Below are 24,268 nucleotides of genomic sequence, written 5' to 3'. Positions count from 1 at the left end.
TTCAATACTATAGGTACCGTCTGTTAAACCTGTAAAAGTAAATTCATCTGGAGTTGCCGTTGCTGGTGTTTGCCAAACTCCTCCATCTATCCTAAATTGGTAATCATTATTACCCGATGTAACTTCTACCAGAATCTCGCCATTTCCACTTCCATCATAACATAATGTAGGCGTTAAATCAAAATCTACTGTATTTGGTTCTACAACTGGTACACTTACAGGTACACAAGTTGTACTCGCAATATTAATTTGTACGTCGTCTATAAAATTCCCTACTGTCTTATTTCCTCCTGCTGTTGATAATGCATCAAAAGCAATTATTGTGGTTGATTGCCCTACTGGAACAGTATAAGTACCTGTGTATACTTTCCAAGCAGTGTTATTTGTTTCCATGGTTTCAACAACTCCGGCTGTGGCTAAGTCACTTCCTATTTTCACTGTTGCTCTATCTAAACCACTTCTTCCTCTGTGTGCTACAGACCAAGTAATTATATCTCCTGGTTGTGTACAATATTCTTGATATAATGATGATTCTTTATTAGCATTTAATTCGGCAAACGTAGCTCCTTCATGAGCAGTGACACCATTATATCCATTATGCCAAAGCTCTATTAAATTATCAGACGCCGTAGAGTCCCAACCTGGTACATCATCTTCATTATACCATTTATATCTTGTTGCTGTTTCTGCTGGTCTTTCAAAGCTTCCATTTTGGAACAATTTGGCTGTACAGCCACATTCGTTACAATTTCTACTATCTTTAACCATTACAACATAATCAGTTGCTCTTGGTGGCACGTTGTTAAACACGTTACTAGTTTCCCAATTAGCACCTCCATCAATACTGTATTCGTATGGAGGGATTCCTCCTGTAGCAGTAGCTGTAATAGTTCCTGTTGCAATATTACAAGTTACTTCTTGAGTCACTGATGCTGCCAAGGTTAATTCTTCTGGTTGCCCTATTGTAACATTACCTAAATCAAATACACAACTTGCCACTCCTCCATCAGCTTCTCTTATAAACACATTATATGTTCCTGCTGCTAAACCTACAACTCTATAAGGGTTATCGGCTGTCATTGACCAAGTTGCTCCACCATCTGTCGAATATTCAAAACTTCCTCCTATAACGTTATTTGCTGATATTGTGATTGATCCATTATCTGAACCATAGCACTCACTATCTGTAGAACCTACAATACTTCCTGAAAATTCATTTCCTGCATTTACCGTAACCGTAATATCTTCTACACAACTACCTCCATAAGTTACTTCAGCTGTATATCCTCCTACTGGTACATTATTAAATACACCCGTAGTATTTGAGTTTCCGTTTAAAGTATAAGTATATGTTCCTGCTGGAGTAGCTGTTATAGTTACGTTTCCTGTACCATCACAATTATAAACAACTGACTCTGTTAAATTTGGTACTGAAGGTAACCCATTTATAGTTACATCATTTAAATCTATTATACATCCACTTGCGTCTATTGCTCTTGTGTTGTATGTTCCTGCAGGGAGCCCTGTTACTGGATTACTTGCTGCTAAAGTATAAGTTGCAGCTGAATTTAACTTATAGTAATATGTATAATTAGGAGTACCTCCTGTTGGTGCTGTATAGGTTATAGTACCAAAGGTAGTTCCTCCAGAGGTGTTACATTCTAAATCAGTTTTTGTAGCACTTCCTCCATTAAGTGGTGCTGGCTCATTTATTACTACATTTGGAATTTCATATAAACACTGATAAGAATTTTTTGATGCCCTTATATAAATGGTATAAGTTCCATCATCTAAGCTATCAAAAGCACCTGTGGTATACCATGTAGTGTTATCTATACTATACTCTACTCCATATCCTAAATTATCTCCATTAACACTAACATTAATAGTTCCGTCTGTTAAACCATTACAAGTTACATCTGTTTCTGAATGAGTGAATACTAATTCAGGTTCTACAGTAACTTCAACTGGGGCTGAAATTGTATAACAGTTATTATCATCAATAACAATAAATCGATATACTCCTTCACTACCAACAGGCACGTTGTAGGTGTATGGATTTGTTGCTGGTATTAAAAAAGCAGTATTCGGAATATCTGATGGGTTTGTATATAAATCTGTTCCCTGACTCGTCCATACAGCAAAATTATAATTATTGCCTGACGATGTGTCTAATGTTCCTCCACTTGCAGTTAATTGAATTATTCCATCTGAACTTCCTGACTCACAAGTTATATCTTTAGTTTTTAATGCAGTAAGTACTAACTCATCTGGTTCATTAATAACAACCATTTCTGTAGCGGTACATTGAGGTGTTGTAACTCTCACTGTATAAGCGCCCCCATCTGTAACATTAAAAGTAAAATCGTTATTAGCTGTTGGTCCTTCTGTTCCTACTACACTTCCACCTTGTAATAATTCATATGTATAATCTCCAGGAACATTATTTACCTGAACTCTTATTTGTGCTGAATCATTAAAACACTGCATAGGTGTTGTAATGACGTCCATATCTATGTCATTTTCCTGAATATTAATAGGAGGAAAAGTATATGTACATGAAGCTGCAGATGCACTACTTACACGGATTGAAAGGTTATAGTTTCCTGCGGCTGTTAGACCTGAAAAAACATTACTATCTTGAAAAGGAGCATTATAACCTCCTGGACCTGTTAAACTGTATTGATAACCTGCCGGTATATTGTTTACAGTAATAGACCCGTTGTTTCCACATAAAATATCTTCTTTAATAAAAGTAGGATTTAAAGTCGCTTTGTACACATTGAAGTAGTAACTTTTAGGACATCTTCCATCATATAAAACATCTAAACGAAATTCTCCTTCATTAGTAAAATCTCTAGAAAATTCTCCGCTTCCTACTTCATTCCATGTACAGGCTGTATTTACATTAGGACACCCTGACTCTGTTACATCAGTACAAGAAGATTCATCTAATTTAAACCATTGTACTGTTGTAGCTGAAGAGGTATCAAACGGTAAACTAATCGTTCTAGATCCACTATCACCACATAAGTAAACTTCCGCTAACTCTTCTCCATTACTTGCACAAGTTAACACTTGATCTGCAAATGGTTGCAATGGATTTGGTTCTGAATTATATCCTACAACATGTATGGTTTCTTCAGCATTTATACACCCTGATGCAGCTGAAGCTATCTTATTAACTGTGTACGTTCCTTCACTAGTTACATCAAAAGATGGTACTGTAGTAGTTCCTAATAAAGTGCCTGAGGCATCTCTCCATTCGTATGATTCAAACCCTGCTCCAGCAGTTAATGTTATACTAGAACCACACATTACTTGTGTCGTTTCAAAAGAACATCCACTTGTATCAACTAAAAAGTTTGAAGTACCTACTATACCAAAATCACAATCGTCTATACCTGCATAACTAGGTTCGTTATCAACTACAACTCCCCCTCTAATTCCTTCGTATTTTGCGAACGCCTGGTTTCTAACCTCAGTAGAACACACATCTCTTAACTGGCTACAATCAGTAACTACTTGAACATGCATACGAATGTTATAAAGGGCACCTCCCTCTAAAACCATATTATTTGGCACTGAAATCTCTAATTCAGCTCTATTATCATTGGCTGCGCTTGGTGGATCGTATGCTGTTATAGATACTCCTGGAGGTAAGTCTATATCAAAACGTGTCCCATCTGGAGCAACAGATCCATTTGGTGCTGTAGTTGTTAATAAGTCTACATTTTTTGGTAATAAATCTGTAATTACTGTATTTCTGGCATCATCTGTTCCTACATTTTGAAAGCTTATATTGTAAAACAATTCACTCCCTAAACCTACAGGTGTACCTTGTATATCATTTCCACTAGCATCCTCAATTGTTTTTATTAGTTGTACTTTAGGCTCTATAATTTCAACAGCTAAAGCATTTAGAAAAGGCCAATATACATCTCCACTAGTTGTAAATTTTACTTCTGCAGAAGTTTGTCCGTTGGTTATGACACTGTTATTAGGGTTACTTAACTGATATAAATCTGCATCAAAACCTAAGGTGTTTTCACTATCAGGGGTTCGTGATGTTACATATTGATCATACCTAGTAATACTACCATTAAAAAAATTACCACTGGGATTTGTATTAGGAGTATACTGATTTACAAAATTACCAGCTGTATTTTTAATTTGAAATCTATCTCCATATATACTTCTATCTCCTTCTAAGGCTGCGGCTAATAATGTTGCTCTTACTGGTGCTGGATTTGCAGGATTAGGACCAACTGGAACTGTTGTAAATCCAGAATATGATAAATTTACATTATTCCCATTACGTACATCTGCAAAACCATCAAAGACAGCTATATTTTTACTTGACTCTGTTTCATTTTCATAAATTACTACCATTGTCCAACCTCCAGAACCTCCTAGACCACCGGAATAATCTCTTCCTCTTGTTGCTCTAATGTTAGCTGCTACATAAGTACCATTATGCCCTTCAGGGTTTACAGTTGCTAACCCTTGAATATCTGAGGTAATATCTTTATAACATATATAAGCAACACCATTATCATAAATTAGCTCCCTCTTTGTAACATCACTCGCATCTGCTTCTATATCTTGGTAAGCCCCACCAGGTAATTTGAATTTTATTTGATATGGATTATATCTCCTACTTTCTCGTCCCCCCCAAGTTTCGTAAGGATAAACACCAGCCCAATACAATCCTGCATATACTACTCTAGAACAACTTGGTAAGTTTAACTCATCTGAACTTGATGAATCTGTAGAAGAATCCCCGTCAATATCAATATACTGCATATTAACAGTTCCGTTTGAACTAGATCCATCGTAAGGGTCTTCTGGGTCATACCCCCATTGATCAATACTTAAAACATTATTGGCTATAAACGTAATATCTCCTTTAATATTAATACCTCCTGAGCTTCCGTCAGGTTTAACAACTCGCTGATCAAAATAAGGTGTTGATGGAGGTTTTAATGCCTTCTCTTGAGAAAGTTTTTCCATTAATTTTTCATAACCAACTGTCTCATCTAATGTTACTTTTGCCGGTTTTGAATTAGGTTTAGGTTTTTCTTGTGAAAAACCAATAAGGGTCTGTAATACAATTATTAGTAGGGTAATTATTCTCTTCATAATATCAATTGGGGGAATTAATTAATCAAGTTCTTCTGTTATATATTTTATTTTATCTGTATGATTGCCTTACGATCGTAAAAGGTTCCATTTAAATTTGTGTTGTACATTTTAATCGCTTCTGCTCTATCTGTTGTTTTAAAAATGTAGATATGCATGTAGCCTGTTTTTGGGTCTACAAAATAATCTGCATCTATATCATCACCTCGTAATTCATCAACATTACGGTCAGCTAGTGCTTTTTGTGAGTTTACATAAACTCTTAAATAATATCCTGGTTCTACTCCTTCAGCATCCATAGGGTAAACTCTAGCAGGAGGTTGTGTTTTAGGTTCTTCGGAGCTACTTAACGCTCCTCCTAAGGTTATTTTAACCACATACACTGGATCTTTTGTAATCTTGTTAACTTTTATTGTAGAATTGTCTTTTTTATCATCATTTTTCTCAAACAAACGGGTTTTATCATTAAAATCATCTACTTTTTCTTCTGCATCTTCTTCTTTAGCAAACCTATCTATGTACACATAGTATAATTTTTTATTAGGTTCAAATACATATTTTGCTTCAATATCTAATCGTGACCACTTATCTATTAACGCTTCTGCATTTTCTTTACTTCTAAACTGATCAGACACCACATAATACATGGTTCCTCCTCCACCAGAGCGCGTTACCGTACTTTTACGCCACGGTTTATTTGATCTTCTTTTTAATGAAGTATCTTTTGTTTGAGCACTATCCTTAACAATTACTGTATTAGTATTGATAATTGTTTTAGGTGTTGGTTGATTTTTTAGTATTCGTAATACTTCATCTATCTTTTTATTTAAAATATCAATAGAATCTTGTGCTTGCTGAATTTCATCAGATAAATCGTTATGCTCTGGGTTTTTATATATTATTTCTTGTTTTGGTGTTCTTTCTGGAAGGTTAACTTTAATATTTCCTGTTCTCCTCTTAGGTCGTTCCCTTGTAAACCTTTTTTTACCAAAATTATAAATAAGTCCAACTTCATTTGTTGCTGCAAAACTACTTTTTTCGTAACTAAATCCTATCGCTAAATTTTCTGAAAGGTTTATTCCAACACCAGCTGAAATTCCATATATTTTGTCATAACCTGCTTTTACCCAACCTGCTTTAGGTAAATCTACAATGGCATTTGCTCCATAACCAAACTCTCCTTCTCCTGGTTTTCTTGCCATTGCTAACATTCGTATATCTGCACCTTCAAAAAGCCCTGATGCGTAAGTAAATTCATGAGAGTACATTAGATGCCCCGAAAATGTTTTTTCTCCAAAAGAAGTTGCCATCTCACTTTTTTTAAGATTAAAGTCTACTAAATTCTCAAAAAACACTCCTACATCAAACTTTCCTATTGATAAGGTTATAGCTGGCTGAAAATTTACAACAGGTATATCTTGGTAATTGGATATTTGTGGTTCTGGATCTGTTGAATTCACTTTTAATCCATCAGCACTTCTCCTACTATATAAAAAGTTAAATCCAAAAGTTAAATCCATCGTTTCATTTAACTGCAAACGATGCGCATAATTTGCTAAGGCTCCAAAATCTTTAAATACTCCTACTTCTTGTTGATAAACTGCTAAACCTGCTCCCACATTTTCTCGCATTTTTCCCGAGTAGGCTGCTAAATATAGTCTAGGATTGTCTTCAAATTCAACATTACTATTTCTTACGATAGCCGAAATTGAAGTTTTATTTTCTCGTAAAGCAGAAAAGGTAGGCACCGTTAAAAAACGATTAAATTTCATAAAACTACGAGAATTAAAGCTATTATATTGCTGCTCACCACCAGAAAATTGTGCTTGTATCACAAACACATTTAACACTAAAACAATAAATAAAGTAATTTTTTTTATCATCTAAATTTAATCTATTACCGATATAGTTCCTGCTTTTATCAATTTATCGTCTTTAATAATCTTATAGTAAAATATCTTCTGATTGCCAAGACTCTCCATAGGCCAATCATTTTTATAATCGGTTGTTTTTAGAATTTCTTTTCCGCCTGAATTGTACAAAATAACTTCTACATTAGGTTGGTATGCATAAGAGTTTGACAATTTCCAAGTATCATTAGCTCCATCTTGATTTGGCGATACAATATTAGGTACTATTATTTGTCCATCTGGTTCTACAACTTCTACCGTTCTTGTTACTGAACAGGCCCCTACTTTAACAGATACTGTGTAAAACCCCAAAGTAGTTACTGTTAGTTCTTCTGTTGTTGATAACAAGGCTCCTGAGGTATTTTCTCCTTCGTACCATTCATACGATTCTCCTCCTGCCACTGTTATGGTTGCTGAGCTTCCTTCTTCCATTACTACAATCTCAGAAGGAGTAATAGTTACTGCAGAATCATCAAACATCACTACATTTATTGGGTCTAGTTCATTATCACAACCAAAACCTGAATATTTCAACACATATTCTCCTACTTCTGTCACCACCAATGTTTGAGGATCTGTTGGAGTAACATCATCCGTACCATCTTTAATCCATTGATACGTATAACCTGCTACTACATTATTTATTGTATAAGTTATAGAAGACCCAGTACATAGTGAATTTGAAGTTGATGTACTGCTTATTTCAGGCACTTCAGCTAACTTAATATCTAATTCATTAGATATTCCTTCTGTACCGTTAAAACTTGCTTTTAATGTATATACTCCATTGTCTGTAAATGAATTTACTATGTATTCATTTGCTGTTCCTCCTGTTGTTACATTATCTTTATACCATTCAAAACTCAACAAAGCTATTTGATCTGATGTTAAATCATAATCATTTCCATCCTCTGCTTCAGCCATAATCCCAACTATACTTAACTTTGTACTTGTTGTGTTACATTCTTCATAATCAGTTTCTGTTCTTATTATTGGTTCAAATGATGTTACGTTTAATAGTGTAAACTTTTCAGAATCAACTATATCATCACAAGCTGAACCTGTACTCTTTGTTACTCTTGCATAATACACTCCTGCTGTAGCTGCATCTATGCATAGCTGATTCCTTACAGCAGTTCCCATAGTTACATCATCTCTATACCATTCTATAGTAACTTCTGAGGGGTCAGCATCGTGTGTAATACACAATTCTTTTTTTTCTCCAAATAAAATAATTCTCTCTAAAGCTCCAACATTCGTTACTGTAAAACCTGCTGCTGTTTGTTGCTGTAATGTAACATTATTAGACTTAGTAGTACAGGTTCCTGTTTCAATTTCTAAATAATACGTTCCAAACTGCCCTGTTGTTGGTGTTGTATACGTTGAAGAATTAGATGATTGAACTAAACTACCATCTAAGTACCAGTTATAAGTTAAACCAGAACGATTTGTGTTAGCTTCAAAAGTATGTGACTCATCCCCACATATTTCTACAGTTGATGGCCCTTTTATTTGTTTAGCTGTATTATCTAAGATAATTACAGAAGATATTGTTGAAGTTACACTACCACATTTTCCATTATTAATTTTTACCTGATACTTTCCTGACTCAGTAACCTCTAGTTTAGGCTCTGTTGTAGTGATAAATAGCACATCATCTTTATACCACTGATAATCAGCATCCTTATCAGTATTTAGTGTAAGTTCAGCAGACCCGCTATCACAAAGTATAACGTCTTCATAATTATTTAATACTAAATCTGAATCATATTTATACGCTTCAAAAGAATCTGAGTCTGGGCTTGTTTCCTCTGATGAAGATACTGAAGAAGCTCTCAATCTCACTTTATAATTCGCACCATAAGTATTATCTGGTAATCCAAAACTTCTGGTAAAAGTATAAAGATTATTCGCATTGGTAAATGTTAATACGTTTGTTGGGCTCCCCCAATTACCATCTTTATCTGATAATTCAATGGTATAGGTATTACCAGAATCAGGTAGAGTTGTTACTTTAAATGTAACTGTTTGACTCCCATTAAGACAAACAACACCAGACTGAACCTCGGGCTTAAGTAGCGTCTGAGATACAGCACTTGTTGCACAAAACAGAAGTGTCGCTAAAAGTAATAAAATGCTTTTAGTGTAGTTTTTCATTTAAGGGATCCTTTAAGGGGTGTCAAATTTATAGTTTTTCTTAACAAAAACGGCATTAAAATTAACAAAATTTAACGCCGAAATATATAAAATCTATATGTAACCTACAACTAAAGTTTATAAACACTAAAAAACTATTAATAAGACACTATATAACAAACTTTTAAAAAGCAACTTAACAATCTTAAACCTAACTATAAAAAAGTAACCTCATTATATTAAAAATCCACCGTATATTTGTTATCCATTTTTTTGAATCATGACTAAGAAAATCACCATAGCCATTGACGGTTTTTCATCTACAGGAAAGAGTACTATTGCTAAACAATTAGCTAAAGAGCTAAGTTATATTTATGTTGATACTGGTGCCATGTATAGAGCTGTTACTTTGTATGCCATGCAACATAATTATATTTCTGAAAATCATTTTAATTCAGAAGGTTTAGTTGCTGATTTACCTAACATTTCTCTGTCTTTTACTTTTAATGAAAAACTTGGTTTTGCTGAAATGTTTTTAAACGGAATCAATGTTGAAAAAGAAATTAGAAGTATTGAAGTTTCTAAATTGGTAAGCAAAGTTGCTGAAGTTTCTGAAATTAGAAAAAAGTTAGTTCGTGAGCAGCAGGAAATGGGTAAAAACAAAGGTATTGTTATGGATGGTCGTGATATTGGAACCGTGGTTTTTCCTAATGCTGAACTAAAATTATTTATGACTGCTTCTGCGGACAAACGCGCAACCCGCCGATATAAAGAATTGCTAGATCGTGGTGATAAAGTAAACTACGAAGAAATATTACACAATGTACAAGAGCGTGACCGTATAGACTCTACCCGAAAAGATTCTCCTCTAATTATAGCTGATGATGCTATTGAATTTGACAATTCTGATATGGGGCTTAAAGAACAGTTTGAACGTATTATGAGTTTGGTTAATCTTAAAGTTCAGTAAGAACAAACTCCAACCATCGTTATATTCCCTAAAGTTCTTCTAGTTTTTTTTTGTTTTTTTTATGTAAAGTTGTAAATTTCTTACATGGAAAATCTTCAAAAAATAATCAATATTACTCAAATACGAAAAGCTGACGAACATACTATTTCTAAAAAAGAAATTACTTCTTTTGCTTTAATGGGACAAGCATCTTTAGCGTTTGTAAAAGCTATTGAACCCTTATTGGATCACTCTTTAAAAATTGCTATTGTTAGTGGTGCTGGTAATAATGGTGGTGACGGATTTGCTATTACCAGAATTTTAAGAAGTAAAAAATATACTGTACAACCTTTTTTAGTTCAATTTAAAGATACACTTAGCCCAGATTGTGATATTAATTTCCAAAAACTTGACGATACTATTAGCATAAAATCAACTAGTGAAGTTCCTGACTTTTCTGAGTACGACGTGATTATTGATGCTATTTTTGGTTTTGGCCTTTCCAGACCAATTACTGGTTTTATAAAACATGTTGTTGAAAGCATTAATAAGGCTAAAAAAACTGTGTATGCTGTTGATGTTCCTTCTGGATTGTATTGCGATAAGTTACCTGATTCCGATACTGTTGTACAAGCAGACCTAGTAGTAAGTTTTCAACGACCAAAGCTTTCTTTCTTTTTTCCTGAAAATGGAAACCATATAAAAAATTGGAAAACAGTCGCTATTGGTTTGGATGAAGATTTTATTCAGCAACAAGAGAGCAACTATTACATTCTAAACGAAAAAATTGCTGATATTTTAACGCCCAGACCTCGTCAGTCTCACAAAGGAAGTTACGGACATGCATTATTAATTGCTGGTTCCTACGGAAAAATGGGAGCTGCGGTTCTATCTTCTAAAGCTTGCTTACGAAGTGGTGCTGGCCTGTTAACTAGTTATATACCTAAGTGCGGGTATCAAATTATACAATCTTCCATTCCAGAAGCAATGTGCCTAACCGATGAGAATGAAGAATTCGTGACCCAACTCCCAGAAATTTCCAAATACGACATTCTCGCGATAGGTCCTGGAATAGGTGTTAACGAAAAAACGACACAACTTGTAAAAAAATTAGTATCGAAAAGTAATAGCCCGTTAGTAATAGATGCCGATGCTATCAATATTATTGCTCAAAACGAAGAATTAAAATCGTTACTTCCTAAAAACTCTGTCTTAACTCCACATATTAAAGAGTTTGATAGATTGGTTGGAAAATCTGACACCTCAACGGAACGTTTACAAAAACAACTTGAGTTTTCTGCTAAATATCAATGCATCGTGGTTTTAAAAAACGCATATACTGTGATTTCTTCTCCTGAAGGAAATTTATACTTCAACACTTCTGGAAACCAAGGAATGGCAACAGGTGGTAGCGGTGATGTACTCACAGGGGTTATAACTGGATTACTTGCACAAAATTACCCTCCGTTACATGCCGCTTTATTAGGTGTATTTTTCCACGGGAAAGCAGGTGATGAAGCCACTTGTAAAAAAGGATACAATGCGTTAATTGCTTCTGATATTATTGATTTTTTACGAATAGAAAAAAGTTAATTTTCTTTAGAAAATGATTGAATTAGTATTGCTAACAACATTACCAATCCACAACCCAAAGCGTTTAACCACAGGTATGGTAACCAATCAATATACCAAACTGCAATAATTAATAGTTGCGTAATAATTGCTGCAATAAATACTGCATTTCCTCTAACAAATTTTATAAAAAAAGCTAATAAAAATATCCCCAACACATTTCCGTAAAAAATAGAACCAATAATATTTACCAACTGAATTAGGTTATCAAATAAATTGGCTACACAGGCAACTGAAATTGCCAAAATACCCCAACCTAGCGTAAACCATTTCGACATTTTCACATAGTGCTCTTCGTTGTGTTCTTTGGTTGAGTTTCGTTTATATAAATCAATCACTGTAGTACCTGCTAAGGCATTTAACTCAGAAGCTGTAGAAGACATGGCTGCAGATAAAATTACTGCTAACAACAAACCTATTAATCCTTTGGGTAAATTATTCAGAATAAAGTGGATAAACACATAATCTTTATCGTTTGTCTCTACCAGTGGGTCTGCTTTTGAAATAATTGTTTTTGCTTCTTCCTTTAGCACCTTATCTTGTTCATTAAACTCTTGAATTTTGGTGACATTTTCAGGAGTTAACCCTTCAAAAATCAATGCTTTTTTTCGTTCTTCGATAAATCGATGTTGCTCATCTAGTTCAACATATTTTTCAATCGTTTCGAGGTTAGAATTTGCTATTGCTTCTCCTGCTTTTGGGTTAAAATTTAACGGTGACGGATTAAACTGATAAAACACAAACACCATCACTCCTACTAACAGAATAAAAAATTGCATCGGTACTTTTAACAGCCCATTAAAAATCAATCCTAATTGACTTTCTCTTAATGATTTCCCTGATAAATAACGCTGTACTTGGCTTTGGTCTGTTCCAAAATACGATAACATTAAAAATGTTCCTCCTAAAACACCTGTCCAAACCGTATAACGGTTATTTAAATCCCAAGAAAAATCGAGTACTTGCATTTTATCAGAAGCTCCTGCAATTTCTAATGCTTTTGTAAATGTAATATCATCAGGTAAGTATTGTAATATCAAATAAAAAGCTACAAACATTCCTGCAAAAATTACTGCCATTTGTTGTTTTTGTGTAACACTCACCGCTTTGGTTCCTCCTGAAACGGTATAAACAATTACCAAAACACCTATAATAATGTTTAGCGTAACTAAATCCCACCCTAAAACTGCTGACAAAATAATAGCGGGTGCAAAAATGGTGATTCCTGCTGCTAATCCGCGTTGAATTAAAAACAGAATTGCAGTTAAGGTTCTCGTTTTTTGATCGAACCTTCCTTCTAAATATTCGTAAGCTGTGTAAACTTTTAATCGGTGGTAAATAGGGATAAATACCAAGCAAATAATTACCATCGCTATTGGTAAACCGAAGTAAAACTGTACAAAGCCCATTCCACTATGAAATGCTTGTCCTGGAGTAGATAAAAAAGTAATGGCACTGGCTTGTGTTGCCATAACAGACAAACCAATCGTCCACCACTTACTTTGGTTTCCTCCTTTTATATAATCTTCAACATTTTTACTCCCTCTGGTTTTCCAAGCTCCGTATAAAACAATAAACAATAACGTTACCGAAAGAACAATCCAATCTATTAGTTGCATGATTTATTTTGTATATATGTTTGTAATTATGTAAAATAATACGATGTATACTAAATTAGCCACCAAGACTAACGTATACTCTTTTTTCCATACATACTTTTTATCCATACTTTATTTTTTTAGTTAATTATTGTTTTGGTTTTTCGTAGAAACTATTGGCTAATGATGCTTCATTTAACAAAGGCATTTTAAACTGAATTGGTTCTTTTGCTGGTTTTGTTGGTTGCCCTTTTTCATCTTTAGCATACCAAGTTATGGATTTTGGTAACAACAAACCGTTAACATTTTCCCAATCGTTGTATCTTATAATTTTGTACGCATCTGCTGGTTCTTTACTAAAAAAGGTTACCGTATACCCTAACCATGCCATTTGTTTTGTTTCTGGATGGTAAAATATAAAATAATTATCATCTGGTGAAGTTCCTACGTTGGCTTTATATGAAATTTTTATTCCTGGGTATGTTATTCCTTCAAAAGTTAAGGATTCTGTTTCTGAATATACAATTCCGTCATCAGCTAACACAAAAGGCATTGCGTAAAAATAAAAATATAGGTTATAATAAAACTCAGGGTTTCCTTTAAACGCTGTTGAGTCTTGTTGTTGTAGCCACACTTCTTTTCCATTAAACCCTAAAGAATACTTTGGAGAATTCACTACTATTTTTCTTGAATGTAAATCTGTAGTATGTTCTTCATTTTTTAATGTGAATGACAATGTTTTCTTTTTTTTCCATTGTGCTATTCCTCCGTGCTTTTCAAGAACTTCTTCTAATGCTTTCGGATATTTTAACGTTGATACCTCTTCTTTTTTAATTGTTTCCTTTTTAACTTCTTTTTTACAGGCTATTGAAAAAAGAGCTATGGTTATTAGTACTAGTATTTTTTTCATCATAATTGGTTTGTTTTAATTGGTCGAAACTGCCACTAAAAATTACAGTAAAAATAAAAAACTCTCTAAAAATACATTCAGAGAGTTTTATGTTAACTATAAAAATTGAATGAATTATTCATCCGTTAGGCTCTCCATAAAAGCTATTAGGTCTTCAATTTCTTTTTCTGACAAATTCAATTTATCTGACGGTAAGGTTTGATTTGGCACTTCATACCCTAATCCTTCTCCTCCACCTTTATTATAAAAATCAATTACTTGCTCTAAAGTTTCATATACCCCATTATGCATATAGGGAGCCGTTTTGGATATATTACGAACGGTAGAAGTTTTGAAAAAGTATTTTCGTTCTTCAGTTTTAAATATATCATAAGCTCCTAAATCATCATCTAACTCAGTTTCTTTCATATTTGGAACTCCAATAGATTCTACTTCTGTTTCCGTAAAATTAGGTGGAACTGTTCCGTTAAACACTGGTGGAAAGTGACATGTTGCGCATTTTGCTTTCCCCATAAAAAGATTAAACCCATTAACTTCAGAAGTTGTTAAATTATTTTCTTTATTGTTGATATTCTTATCAAATTTAGAATTAAAATCACCTAAACTTCTGATGTAGTTCGCTATTGCATTTCTGATATTGAAATCAGTTATTTTTCCATATAAATCAGTAAAAGACTTTGTATATACACTGTCATTTTTTACAGTTTCCGTCAAATATTCTAAGCTGGTATGAAACTCATTTTTGTTTTCCACCACTCCAACAATTTGCCCCTCTAAACTTCCCGCTCTTCCATCATGAAAAAAAGTTTGTTGATAAGCAGCATATAGCAATGTTGGAGTATTTCTTTTTTGCTTCGGAAACGTTGCTAATCCATCAGTAAAAGCCTTGTCTTTAATATGACAAGTAGCACAGCTCATCACTCCATCTTTAGATAAGTTTTTATCATTAAACAACTTTCTTCCTAACGCTATTTTTTCATTAGACATCGCCTTTTCTAACTGATGATAGTCATTAAAAAAATCAACATTAAATGTTTCTTTAGAAAATAATGAAGTGATGTTATTATTGAACGCCATAGTTAATGGAAATTCTACTTTCCAATCTTCTGAGGTTTTTACCAACAGCTCTAATTGTTTATGCGCATAATTTTTAATAAAATTATAACGATTAAACGACTCAAAATTGCCTTTTTGCAATACTTTTTGAGCCATCTGCAATTCGTTTACAAAATCAACATATAAATTATCTTTTGAAAATTCCTTTTTATATACATCTATAATAAACAGTAAAGTTTCATAATTTGTTTTAGCCTCTATTAATGATTGTTCTAATACTGGTGAGTCAAAACCTGTAATTCCTACCAAAGCTATGCGTGTTATTTGATCTCGTAGCAACCATAAAATATGATGTTTTTTAAAATACAGTGTATTATTTTCAGCTATTAATTTAAGCCTATTTGTAGTTGCTTTTACTATGTTATCAACCTCAATAGTATCAACCTTATCCTCATATAATAATTCTTCTATAACTTGAAACCCGAAAGGATTTCTTATTTTAATATCTGTTGCATCTTCTTCTTCTACCTTTAAAATATTCGGAGCATTTAAACTCTTATAATTTTCTTTATCAACAAAGGCCAATATTGGTTCAATTAACTTAAACTCTTTTCTTGCTAATTTGTATTTTTTCAATTTTTCTGAAGCCTCATCAACAGCATTAATTTCTTCTAAATCTGAAATACAGCTGTCAAGATGTTTTGAATAGTATTCCTGAACTTTAGCTACTAAAGCTCGATTATCTAGCTTTGAATAGCTTGTTGCTTTTTCTTGTTTACAACTAATTATAGACACCAGAAAAAGACACATAATAACATGTGCCTTTTTTATTTTTTGAAAATTGTTTTTCATTATCTATCCAATCCTTGAACAATGTATAATTGACTTCCTTCTTTAGAAGTTTCAGCTGCATCATTTGCTAAAGGATCTGTAAAAGCTCCACCATCAGCAGGAACCCATCCGTGGTTTTGAGTAATTAACAAAAAAGTATTACTTACTCCAATAGTTTTAGAAATATCAATCATACCTGTAATCTCCCATGCTTTTTCTTGAAAAGAACGTCCGTAACCTTGAGCAGAAGCTGCAACCTGATCGCACTCTAATACCTTCTTTAACTCTTCTGTTTTTAAATTATATTGATACAAACTTGCAGCGTGGTTCTTTTCACCATCAAAATATCCATTTGGATCTTCTTGAATATACGCGTAGTTTTCTGTTACTACGATATTATCTGGACTATGAAAAGCACTTGCCTTACCATCTAACTTATCACCATCTAATACACATGTAATTTTTGCTGCTCCAGTAGGATCATTTTCATTTAACTCTACTTTATATACACGTCCGTAAATACTTCCTTTCCCCACTAAACCGTCTTTTTTACGACCCGTAACACAAAAATAGATTTCACGGTTATTTTTAGCAGAACCTCTTCTCCAATCAATATCTTCTAAACGAGAGAATCCCATCACTCCTTTTTCTTTAGCTTCAGCATCTAATAAATCGATATTCTTTTCAGTTAACTCAACAAAAGAAGCGTTATAAGTTGCACCCTCTTTCATATCTACCTCATACGTAATACCTTCATCAGTCACTTTTAATCCGTATAATTTACCACCTTCTAAATCTCCTCTATCACCTACATACATTCCTAATTGACCTGAAGGAACTTCATTATCTGAATGATCATCTCCAATAAATACAACGGTTTTATCTGCGTATGCATCTTTACCAATTGCTACTGCATTTTCTGTAGACCATTGTCCCATAGCTGTTAACATTCTTGGTGAACTTGCTGCTGAAGCATTTTTTGAAGGATCTGTTGCGAAAACTCCTTTAGAAGCTCCTCCCCATTCTCCACCAGATAAATATAATGGGCCAAAGCCATGTTCTGCCTCTGTAATTAATGAACCTGAACACTGTGCTGTACTAGCTGTAGCATTTGCATTTAAAATATATTCACCATGTACAGGCTTAAAAGTTTTATCTAATTTAATACGAGCAATTGAATAATCTGCCTCAATATTATTAATTAAAGTATAAGTTCCATCTGAATTTCTCATTAATCCAGCACCATCAGCCATAGAACCATACACAAAGTTTGGTGTATCTTCTAACTTATCTTCAGAAGACAATAAAGGAAAAATGTTTACTCCAGAAAACTCTGATTCTAATTTTAAGAAGTTGGGAGTTTTAGAATGTGCTTTTAATTCTATTGAATCTCCATGGTTAGGTGTACTATCAGAGTCACACGATGTTAAAGCTATTGCGCTACAAACACCTAAGAGCCCTAATTTAAGTAAGTTTTTCATTATTCTGTTAATTTTTGTTTTATACCCGCAAATCAACAACACTTACTTTAAGATGTTCTTAGCTGTAGTTTAAATCTAACTCACTAAAAGGTTACCAACTTTAACTAAACTTAAACAACTTTAAATATCTATTTTTATTCCTCCCTCTAAACACTTGTTATTAAAATATAACACTTAACTATTTATTAACTTACTTAACTCGTTTTATCTTCTGACTATATAGCTTTTTTTCTAATAAAAAAGAGCGCCTTAAAAGGCACTCTCAGTTTGAATATTTTACTTTGGTTAGAGTAAAATCATTTTGTTTTTCTTTTTCTTCATAGAACTTTCCCTACGACGTGATATAATTCCCCATTTTATATCTTAACCTTATTGAAGGTCTAAATTTTAACCGAGACAAAAATAAACCGTCTAATTTTATTTTTGGTAAGTCAGTGACTTACTTTTAGTAAGTCACTGACTTACTTTTTCACCAAAATGAGGTAAAAAAGACTTCAAAAGCCAAAAATTTCGTTAAAACAGAAATTATTTAAAATTTTATATATTTGTTTTTTATGAAAAAAATGAATTTACATATAGCACAAGAGCTTGTAAGCTTAACATGTAGTTTTCGTGGGAATCCTGATGAAGGAATCTTTCGAAACAGGACGTTGTATGTTAATTATAATGAAAACTCAAATATGATTTGATTATAAAAACTAATGATATACAAAGCGTCCAATTAATTTTGGACGCTTTTTTTATATTTTTTTTTTGAAAAATGAAATTTTAATTTAAAACATACTAAAAACTCTTAATTGAACTCTAAGCTACTAACGTACAAAACGTTAAAAAACTACTAGTTATCTGGATATTATCCGGACAGCCCTCTTTTACTCTAAAAACAACATAATTAACTGATTTACAGTAATTTAAATTAAAAAAACACTTGTTTTATTGTAAAAATTTCGTATATTTGTACCATACTTATTAAGATATACTTAATTGGTATTATTAATAAATAAAAATTTAAAACGATGGTATTAACTAACATAAACAGAAGTATCAGCTTAGCTTACAGAAAAGGAGCTGGTTACAGAGCAAAAAAAGACAAGGATGTTTATTGTGGAGCAAAATATTTAATGAGGAATTAGCAATTATTCTACACTTATATACAACACAAAAGCGTCTTTTTAAAAAAGACGCTTTTTTTTATTAAAAACACATTTTCAACAAGTTAAAACTTGTATAATTCGTTTTTTTTCACTATATTAAGGAGACAAAATAAATGCTATGAAAACATTAAAATTGCACATACTAAATGAAAAAGGACGTTTACTCATTCAACAAGAACGCTTACTAAAATTACATTCATTATTTATAATGATGTCACTATTTTAGAATCAACATCAACTAGCGTTCACCTCAAAATTGCAAACGCTTCCTTTATGACAAAGTAGAATTCCCTGAAGTCTGTTGTACTCAATAGGCCTTAGTAGTAACGCATCTTCATGAATTGATGTTTCAATCAATTTAATTCTACCTACTACCCAAACACTTGGGTTAGATGACTATTGCCTCATTTTTAAAATGAAGTAATACACACGAAAATTTATTTCGATGCTATACGAGCTGCACATGCGGCTAGGAAAACTATTGTCAAAATTTAAAAATTGAAATTATGAGAACTTTAAAATTTACACTACTAATAAGCACGTTATTTTTGTTAACTACAAGTTGTACAGACTTAACAGAAGATATTGTACCAAACAACACTGTTAACCAAACAGAATTAGTTAATTCTATCAATGTAGATGAACCTATCTACCCTCCCGTAGACGGAGATACAGGTGGTAGTGATGGTAGCGGTAATGATGGCGGTAAAGGAAACTAACCTTTATTAATAAACCAAGCCTTTAACAAGAGTTAAAGGCTTTTTTTTTTAGATTTGCTTTTCTACATAAAATTAAGATGGTAAAAAAAAGTACTCTATTTTTTTTGTTTATTATATTCTCTAAAAATTGTTTTGGCTACAACTTAAATACTTCTCTTATTCAAAGGGATAGTATTAATATTTGGATTAATAAATCAAAAAATAAAAAACTAGATATTGATAATAGAAAAAACCTACTTTTTAAATCATATCAATATATTTTAAACAACAACTTGAAAAGATCTCTAGATTTAAGTTCTATTGCTTATGAATATTATAAACTAAAAGATACTTCTTTATTTAAAAAAGTAAATCATAAAGCTATAGAGATCTCCCAGACTCAAAAAGACTATTATGCTTTAGGTGATGCTTATTGGAATTTTGCTACGTATTATGTAAGAAAACAAGATTACCCTAAAGCTTATTATCATTTCAATAAAGGTTATGAAGCTTTTGATAAAGGAGGTTTTAAATATGAAAGAGGAAAGATGCTATACGGAATGGCTCATATCAAGGGTAGATACAGAGACTTTTATGGCAGTGAAATATCTATTATAAAAGCCATTGAAATTTTTAAGAATTTAAACAAAAATAAAAACCTTTACTTTTCTTACAATCAACTTGCTTTACTGCAAGCTGATATCAGAGAGTATGATAAGGCTTTATTTTATTATAATAAATCACTTGAATACCTTTCTAAGTTAAAAAACAAAGAAAATGTTTATTTAGGTACCTATAATAACATCGCCAATATACACAAAATAAAGGAAAATTATAAATCTGCTTTAAAATATTATAATATTGACTTAAAGAAAAGTATTAATATTACCAATAAGGTAAGAGCACTTAGTAATAGAGCTCATTGTAAACTTTTAATTAATGACACTTCTAATATTAAGAAGGATTTCTTTAAAGCTTTGACTATAAGAGATAGCCTAGGTGATAAAACTGATATTTTAACTTCAAAAATCCATATTTCAGATTATTATAAACACACCAAAGACACCACTAAGGCGCTGCAATATGCTAAAGAAGCTAATTTATTAGCTAAAGAGTTAAAAAATGGAGGAGATTATTTAACTACTTTACAACAACTCGCCAACTTAGACAAACAAAATTCTAAAAAATACTTAGATCGCTACATTGTGTTTAACGACAGCTTAATTAGTGCTGAACGAAGAATACAAAATAAGTTTACACGAATTGAGTTTGAAACAGATGAATACATTGAAGAAACCGAGCGGTTAAGTCAACAACGTGTATGGATTCTAGTAACTAGTTTCGCTGGTTTATTAGTTCTTAGCTTACTATATTTTTTACGTGTACAAAAAGTAAAAAATGAAAAATTAAAACTAGAAGCGGAACAACAAAAAGCGAATGAAGAAGTATATGTACTAACACTACAACAGCAAGCTAAATTAGAAGAAGAACGTGTTAACGAACGTAATCGTATTTCAGCAGAACTTCATGATGGTGTTTTAGGAAAACTTTTCGGTACTCGGGTAAACCTTGGTTTTTTAGCTATGCAAATGAAACCCGAAACTCAAGAAAAACACCAAGCTTTTTTAGATGAGTTACAAGAGATAGAAAAAGAAATTAGAGATGTTTCCCACAGGTTAAGCGATAATTTTGATAGTTCAAATATTAACTTTACATCTATCTTAACACAACTTTTAAAAGATAGAAGTACTATTGGTAATTTTTCTTATAAGTTTAACTTTGATAAAACCATTCCATGGAACGAAATTAACGAGGTTACCAAAGCTAACGTATACCGCATTATTCAAGAAGCTTTACAAAATATTATAAAGCATGCTAAGGCAAAAAATGTTACCTTAGACGCTTCTTTTAAGAAAGAAGAGCTCATTATTTCGTTAAAAGATGACGGAATTGGTTTTAATGCCGAGAAAAAGAAAAAGGGAATTGGAATAAAAAATATTACAGCAAGGGTACAAAAACTAGGTGGTACTTTGGAATTTATCTCTAAAGAAAACCAAGGAACTACACTTGTTATTATAACCCCTTTTAATACTAAAAATGGAAAGTAAAAAGTATAATGCTTTAATAATTGACGATCACCCTTTAATATCAGAAGCCTACAAAAGTGCTTTCGCTTATATTGAAAGTCAAAATGAAAATATTTCTTTTCATATTCAAATAGCAAATAACTGTGGTGCTGCCGATGAAATTATAGAAACGTATTCTTCTTCTAACCGATCTATTGATATTATTTTTTTAGATATTAGCCTCCCTCCTATGGAAGAAAAAGGCATTTTATCTGGTGAAGATTTAGGCTTGATTATAAACGAAAAACTACCTGAGTCTAAAATTATTATCTCCACTACTTTTAACGATAATTATCGAGTACATAGTATTTTAAAAAACGTAAACCCCGATGGTTTCTTAGTTAAAAATGACATTACCCCGGTAGAGTTAGTTCATGCTATTGAAGAAGTACTTAACGACCCTCCTTACTACAGTAAAACGGTAATGAAAATGCTTAGAAGCCAAGTATCCAATGAGTATTTTTTAGATGATTTAGATCGAAAGATTTTATATGAATTATCTATTGGTAATCGTGTAAATAAACTACCCAACATCCTACCCTTATCATTAGCTGCTGTACAAAAAAGAAAACGACAAATGGCTAAAATATTTGAGGTTGATAATTCTGATGATCGTGATTTGATTTTAATAGCAAAAGAAAAAGGGTTCTTATAAGAACCCTTTTCTTTATTTTATAATTTGTTATCAATTATACTCTGTACCACTTCAGGATTTAAGAGTGTAGAAACATCTCCTAAATTATCTAATTCATTATGTGCAATTTTTCGAAGAATACGACGCATAATTTTTCCTGAGCGTGTTTTAGGCAGTCCTGCCGTGAACTGAATTTTATCTAACTTCGCTATCGGACCGATATGCTCCGTAATAATTTGATTTATCTCTTTACGTAAGTTATCTTGATTTCTTACCTCTCCTGTTTCTTTCAAAATCACATAACCATATAAAGCGTTTCCTTTTACTTCGTGTGGAAAACCAACTATAGCACTTTCAGCAACTGCAGGATGCTCATTAACGGCATCTTCTATAGGTGCAGTTCCTAAATTGTGCCCTGAAACAATAATTACATCATCTACCCTACCTGTAATTCGGTAATAGCCTACCTCATCACGAAGTGCTCCATCACCTGTAAAATACATAGCATCAAATGCAGAGAAATATGTTTCTTTATAACGCTGATGATTCCCCCAAATAGTTCTTGCCATAGATGGCCAAGGATATTTTATACATAATCTTCCATCAACCTGATTTCCTTTTACTTCTTTTCCATTTTCGTCCATCAACGCTATTTGAATTCCTGGTAAAGGCAATGTTGCGTAAGTTGGTTTTGTTGGAGTGATATAAGGTAAAGGAGAAATCATGATCCCGCCAGTTTCTGTTTGCCACCAAGTATCTACAATTGGACTTTTCTTTTTTCCTACATTATCATTATACCAGTGCCATGCTTCTTCATTTATAGGCTCTCCTACCGTTCCTAACACTTTTACGGATGAAAGATTATGGCTATCAACAAATTCTAAGTTCTCTTTTGCTAACGCTCTAATTGCTGTAGGCGCTGTATAAAATTGATTTATATTGTGCTTCTCTACAATTTCCCAAAAACGACCGAAATCTGGATAGCTAGGAACACCTTCAAACATTACAGTTGTTGCTCCGTTTGCTAACGGACCATACACAATATAACTATGTCCTGTAATCCAACCAATATCTGCGGTACACCAATACACATCATTTTCTTTATAATTAAATACATTTTTAAACGTATATGCTGTGTACACCATGTAACCCGCTGTAGTATGTAACATCCCTTTTGGACTTCCTGTTGAACCAGAAGTGTATAAAATGAATAATGGATCTTCAGCATCCATAATCTCTGGAACACAATCTTGATAAGCTTCTTCTAATAAAGGTGCTAACCACTTATCTCGTCCTTCTTTTAATTGAATATCTGAATTAATTCTTTTAACAACTAATACATTTTCTATAGTAGAACAACCTTCTAATGCTTCATCTACAATACTCTTTAAATCAATAGTTTTTGTCCCTCTGTAAGAACCATCTGAAGTAATTACCATTTTTGCTTCGCAATCATTAATTCTCGTTGCTAATGCTGTTGATGAAAATCCTGCAAAAACAACTGAGTGTACTGCTCCGATTCGTGCGCAAGCTAAAACCGAAATAGCTAATTCTGGAATCATTGGTAAGTAAATACAAACTCTATCTCCTTTCTTAATTCCGTGGTCTTTTAAAACATTAGCAAACTTACAAACACGTTTGTGCAGTTCTTTGTAAGAGATATGTTGAGCCTCTTCTTTAGGATTATTAGGCTCAAATAAAATAGCAGTTTTATCTCCTCTGATATGTAAATGACGATCAATACAATTTTCTGTAATGTTCAGCTTTGCTCCTTCAAACCATTTGAATTTAGCTTTCTCAAAATCATAGTCTAAAACGGTGTTCCATTTTTTTCTCCAAACAAAGTGTTCTTCTGCTATTTCTTCCCAAAATAATTCTGGATTTCTTACTGATTTTCTATATACTTGAAAATATTCTTCTAATGTTTTTACGTGATAGTTACTCATTCTTATACTTCTTTTATTTTAGCTTAAGCTACTAAAATAAATCATTTTTAATTGTTTATCAACTT

At 32.6% G+C, this 24,268-nt stretch carries 12 protein-coding genes and 1 pseudogene; 5 read left to right on the top strand and 8 right to left on the bottom strand.

The annotated features are described in order from the left end of the window. From Q4517_RS04050 to Q4517_RS04040, 3 genes and pseudogenes are all read right to left on the bottom strand, one after another. Positions 1-5,142: pseudogene (locus tag Q4517_RS04050) on the bottom strand (hypothetical protein); the annotation flags it as partial. Positions 5,143-5,189: 47 nt separating this feature from the next. After that, positions 5,190-7,025: a PorP/SprF family type IX secretion system membrane protein gene (locus Q4517_RS04045; protein WP_303506504.1), complete on the bottom strand. Its 1,836-nt coding sequence runs from the start codon at positions 7,023-7,025 to the stop codon at positions 5,190-5,192. Positions 7,026-7,031: 6 nt separating this feature from the next. Continuing rightward, the gene (locus tag Q4517_RS04040; protein ID WP_303506502.1) at positions 7,032-9,209 is read right to left on the bottom strand and encodes a gliding motility-associated C-terminal domain-containing protein; all 2,178 of its coding nucleotides are present in this window, start codon (positions 9,207-9,209) and stop codon (positions 7,032-7,034) included. 259 nt (positions 9,210-9,468) lie between these two features. Between Q4517_RS04040 and cmk the strand changes: the two genes are divergently transcribed. Both cmk and Q4517_RS04030 read left to right on the top strand, forming a co-directional pair. Further along, positions 9,469-10,158: a (d)CMP kinase gene (cmk, locus tag Q4517_RS04035; protein ID WP_303506500.1), complete on the top strand. Its 690-nt coding sequence runs from the start codon at positions 9,469-9,471 to the stop codon at positions 10,156-10,158. Positions 10,159-10,242: 84 nt separating this feature from the next. Beyond that, complete coding sequence (locus Q4517_RS04030) at positions 10,243-11,730, top strand: NAD(P)H-hydrate dehydratase (RefSeq protein ID WP_303506498.1); 1,488 nt, start codon at positions 10,243-10,245, stop codon at positions 11,728-11,730. On the opposite strand, the gene Q4517_RS04025 is transcribed toward Q4517_RS04030, so the two are convergent. The 4 genes from Q4517_RS04025 to Q4517_RS04010 all read right to left on the bottom strand — a co-directional run bounded on the left by Q4517_RS04025 (position 11,727) and on the right by Q4517_RS04010 (position 17,645). After that, positions 11,727-13,388: a sodium:solute symporter gene (locus tag Q4517_RS04025; protein WP_303506495.1), complete on the bottom strand. Its 1,662-nt coding sequence runs from the start codon at positions 13,386-13,388 to the stop codon at positions 11,727-11,729. The genes Q4517_RS04030 and Q4517_RS04025 overlap by 4 nt on opposite strands. A 127-nt stretch (positions 13,389-13,515) precedes the next feature. After that, positions 13,516-14,280, bottom strand: coding sequence for a DUF6503 family protein (locus tag Q4517_RS04020; RefSeq protein WP_303506492.1), 765 nt, complete (start codon positions 14,278-14,280; stop codon positions 13,516-13,518). A 111-nt stretch (positions 14,281-14,391) separates the two neighbouring features. Continuing rightward, positions 14,392-16,185: a cytochrome-c peroxidase gene (locus Q4517_RS04015; protein ID WP_303506490.1), complete on the bottom strand. Its 1,794-nt coding sequence runs from the start codon at positions 16,183-16,185 to the stop codon at positions 14,392-14,394. Beyond that, complete coding sequence (locus tag Q4517_RS04010) at positions 16,185-17,645, bottom strand: alkaline phosphatase PhoX (protein WP_303506488.1); 1,461 nt, start codon at positions 17,643-17,645, stop codon at positions 16,185-16,187. Before Q4517_RS04010 ends, Q4517_RS04015 begins: the two co-directional genes overlap by 1 nt. Positions 17,646-19,305: 1,660 nt before the next feature. On the opposite strand from Q4517_RS04010, the gene Q4517_RS04005 reads away from it, so the two are divergent. The 3 genes from Q4517_RS04005 to Q4517_RS03995 all read left to right on the top strand — a co-directional run bounded on the left by Q4517_RS04005 (position 19,306) and on the right by Q4517_RS03995 (position 22,278). Next, entirely contained in the window at positions 19,306-19,518 is a 213-nt protein-coding gene (locus Q4517_RS04005) for a hypothetical protein (RefSeq protein ID WP_303506486.1), read from the top strand. Between the two features lie 272 nt (positions 19,519-19,790). Then, positions 19,791-21,605, top strand: coding sequence for an ATP-binding protein (locus Q4517_RS04000; protein WP_303506484.1), 1,815 nt, complete (start codon positions 19,791-19,793; stop codon positions 21,603-21,605). Next, the gene (locus Q4517_RS03995) at positions 21,595-22,278 is read left to right on the top strand and encodes a response regulator (RefSeq protein WP_303506482.1); all 684 of its coding nucleotides are present in this window, start codon (positions 21,595-21,597) and stop codon (positions 22,276-22,278) included. The genes Q4517_RS04000 and Q4517_RS03995 overlap by 11 nt, the downstream gene beginning before the upstream one ends. Positions 22,279-22,295: 17 nt before the next feature. Here the strand turns inward: Q4517_RS03995 and acs are convergent, their stop codons facing one another. Next, a complete protein-coding gene (acs, locus tag Q4517_RS03990) occupies positions 22,296-24,203 on the bottom strand; it encodes an acetate--CoA ligase (RefSeq protein ID WP_303506479.1) in 1,908 nt (635 codons plus the stop codon). Positions 24,204-24,268 lie beyond the last annotated feature (65 nt).

This window comes from Tenacibaculum sp. 1_MG-2023 (assembly GCF_030547425.1).
GTDB lineage: Bacteria > Bacteroidota > Bacteroidia > Flavobacteriales > Flavobacteriaceae > Polaribacter.
This window is presented reverse-complemented; position numbering and strand designations above follow the sequence as displayed.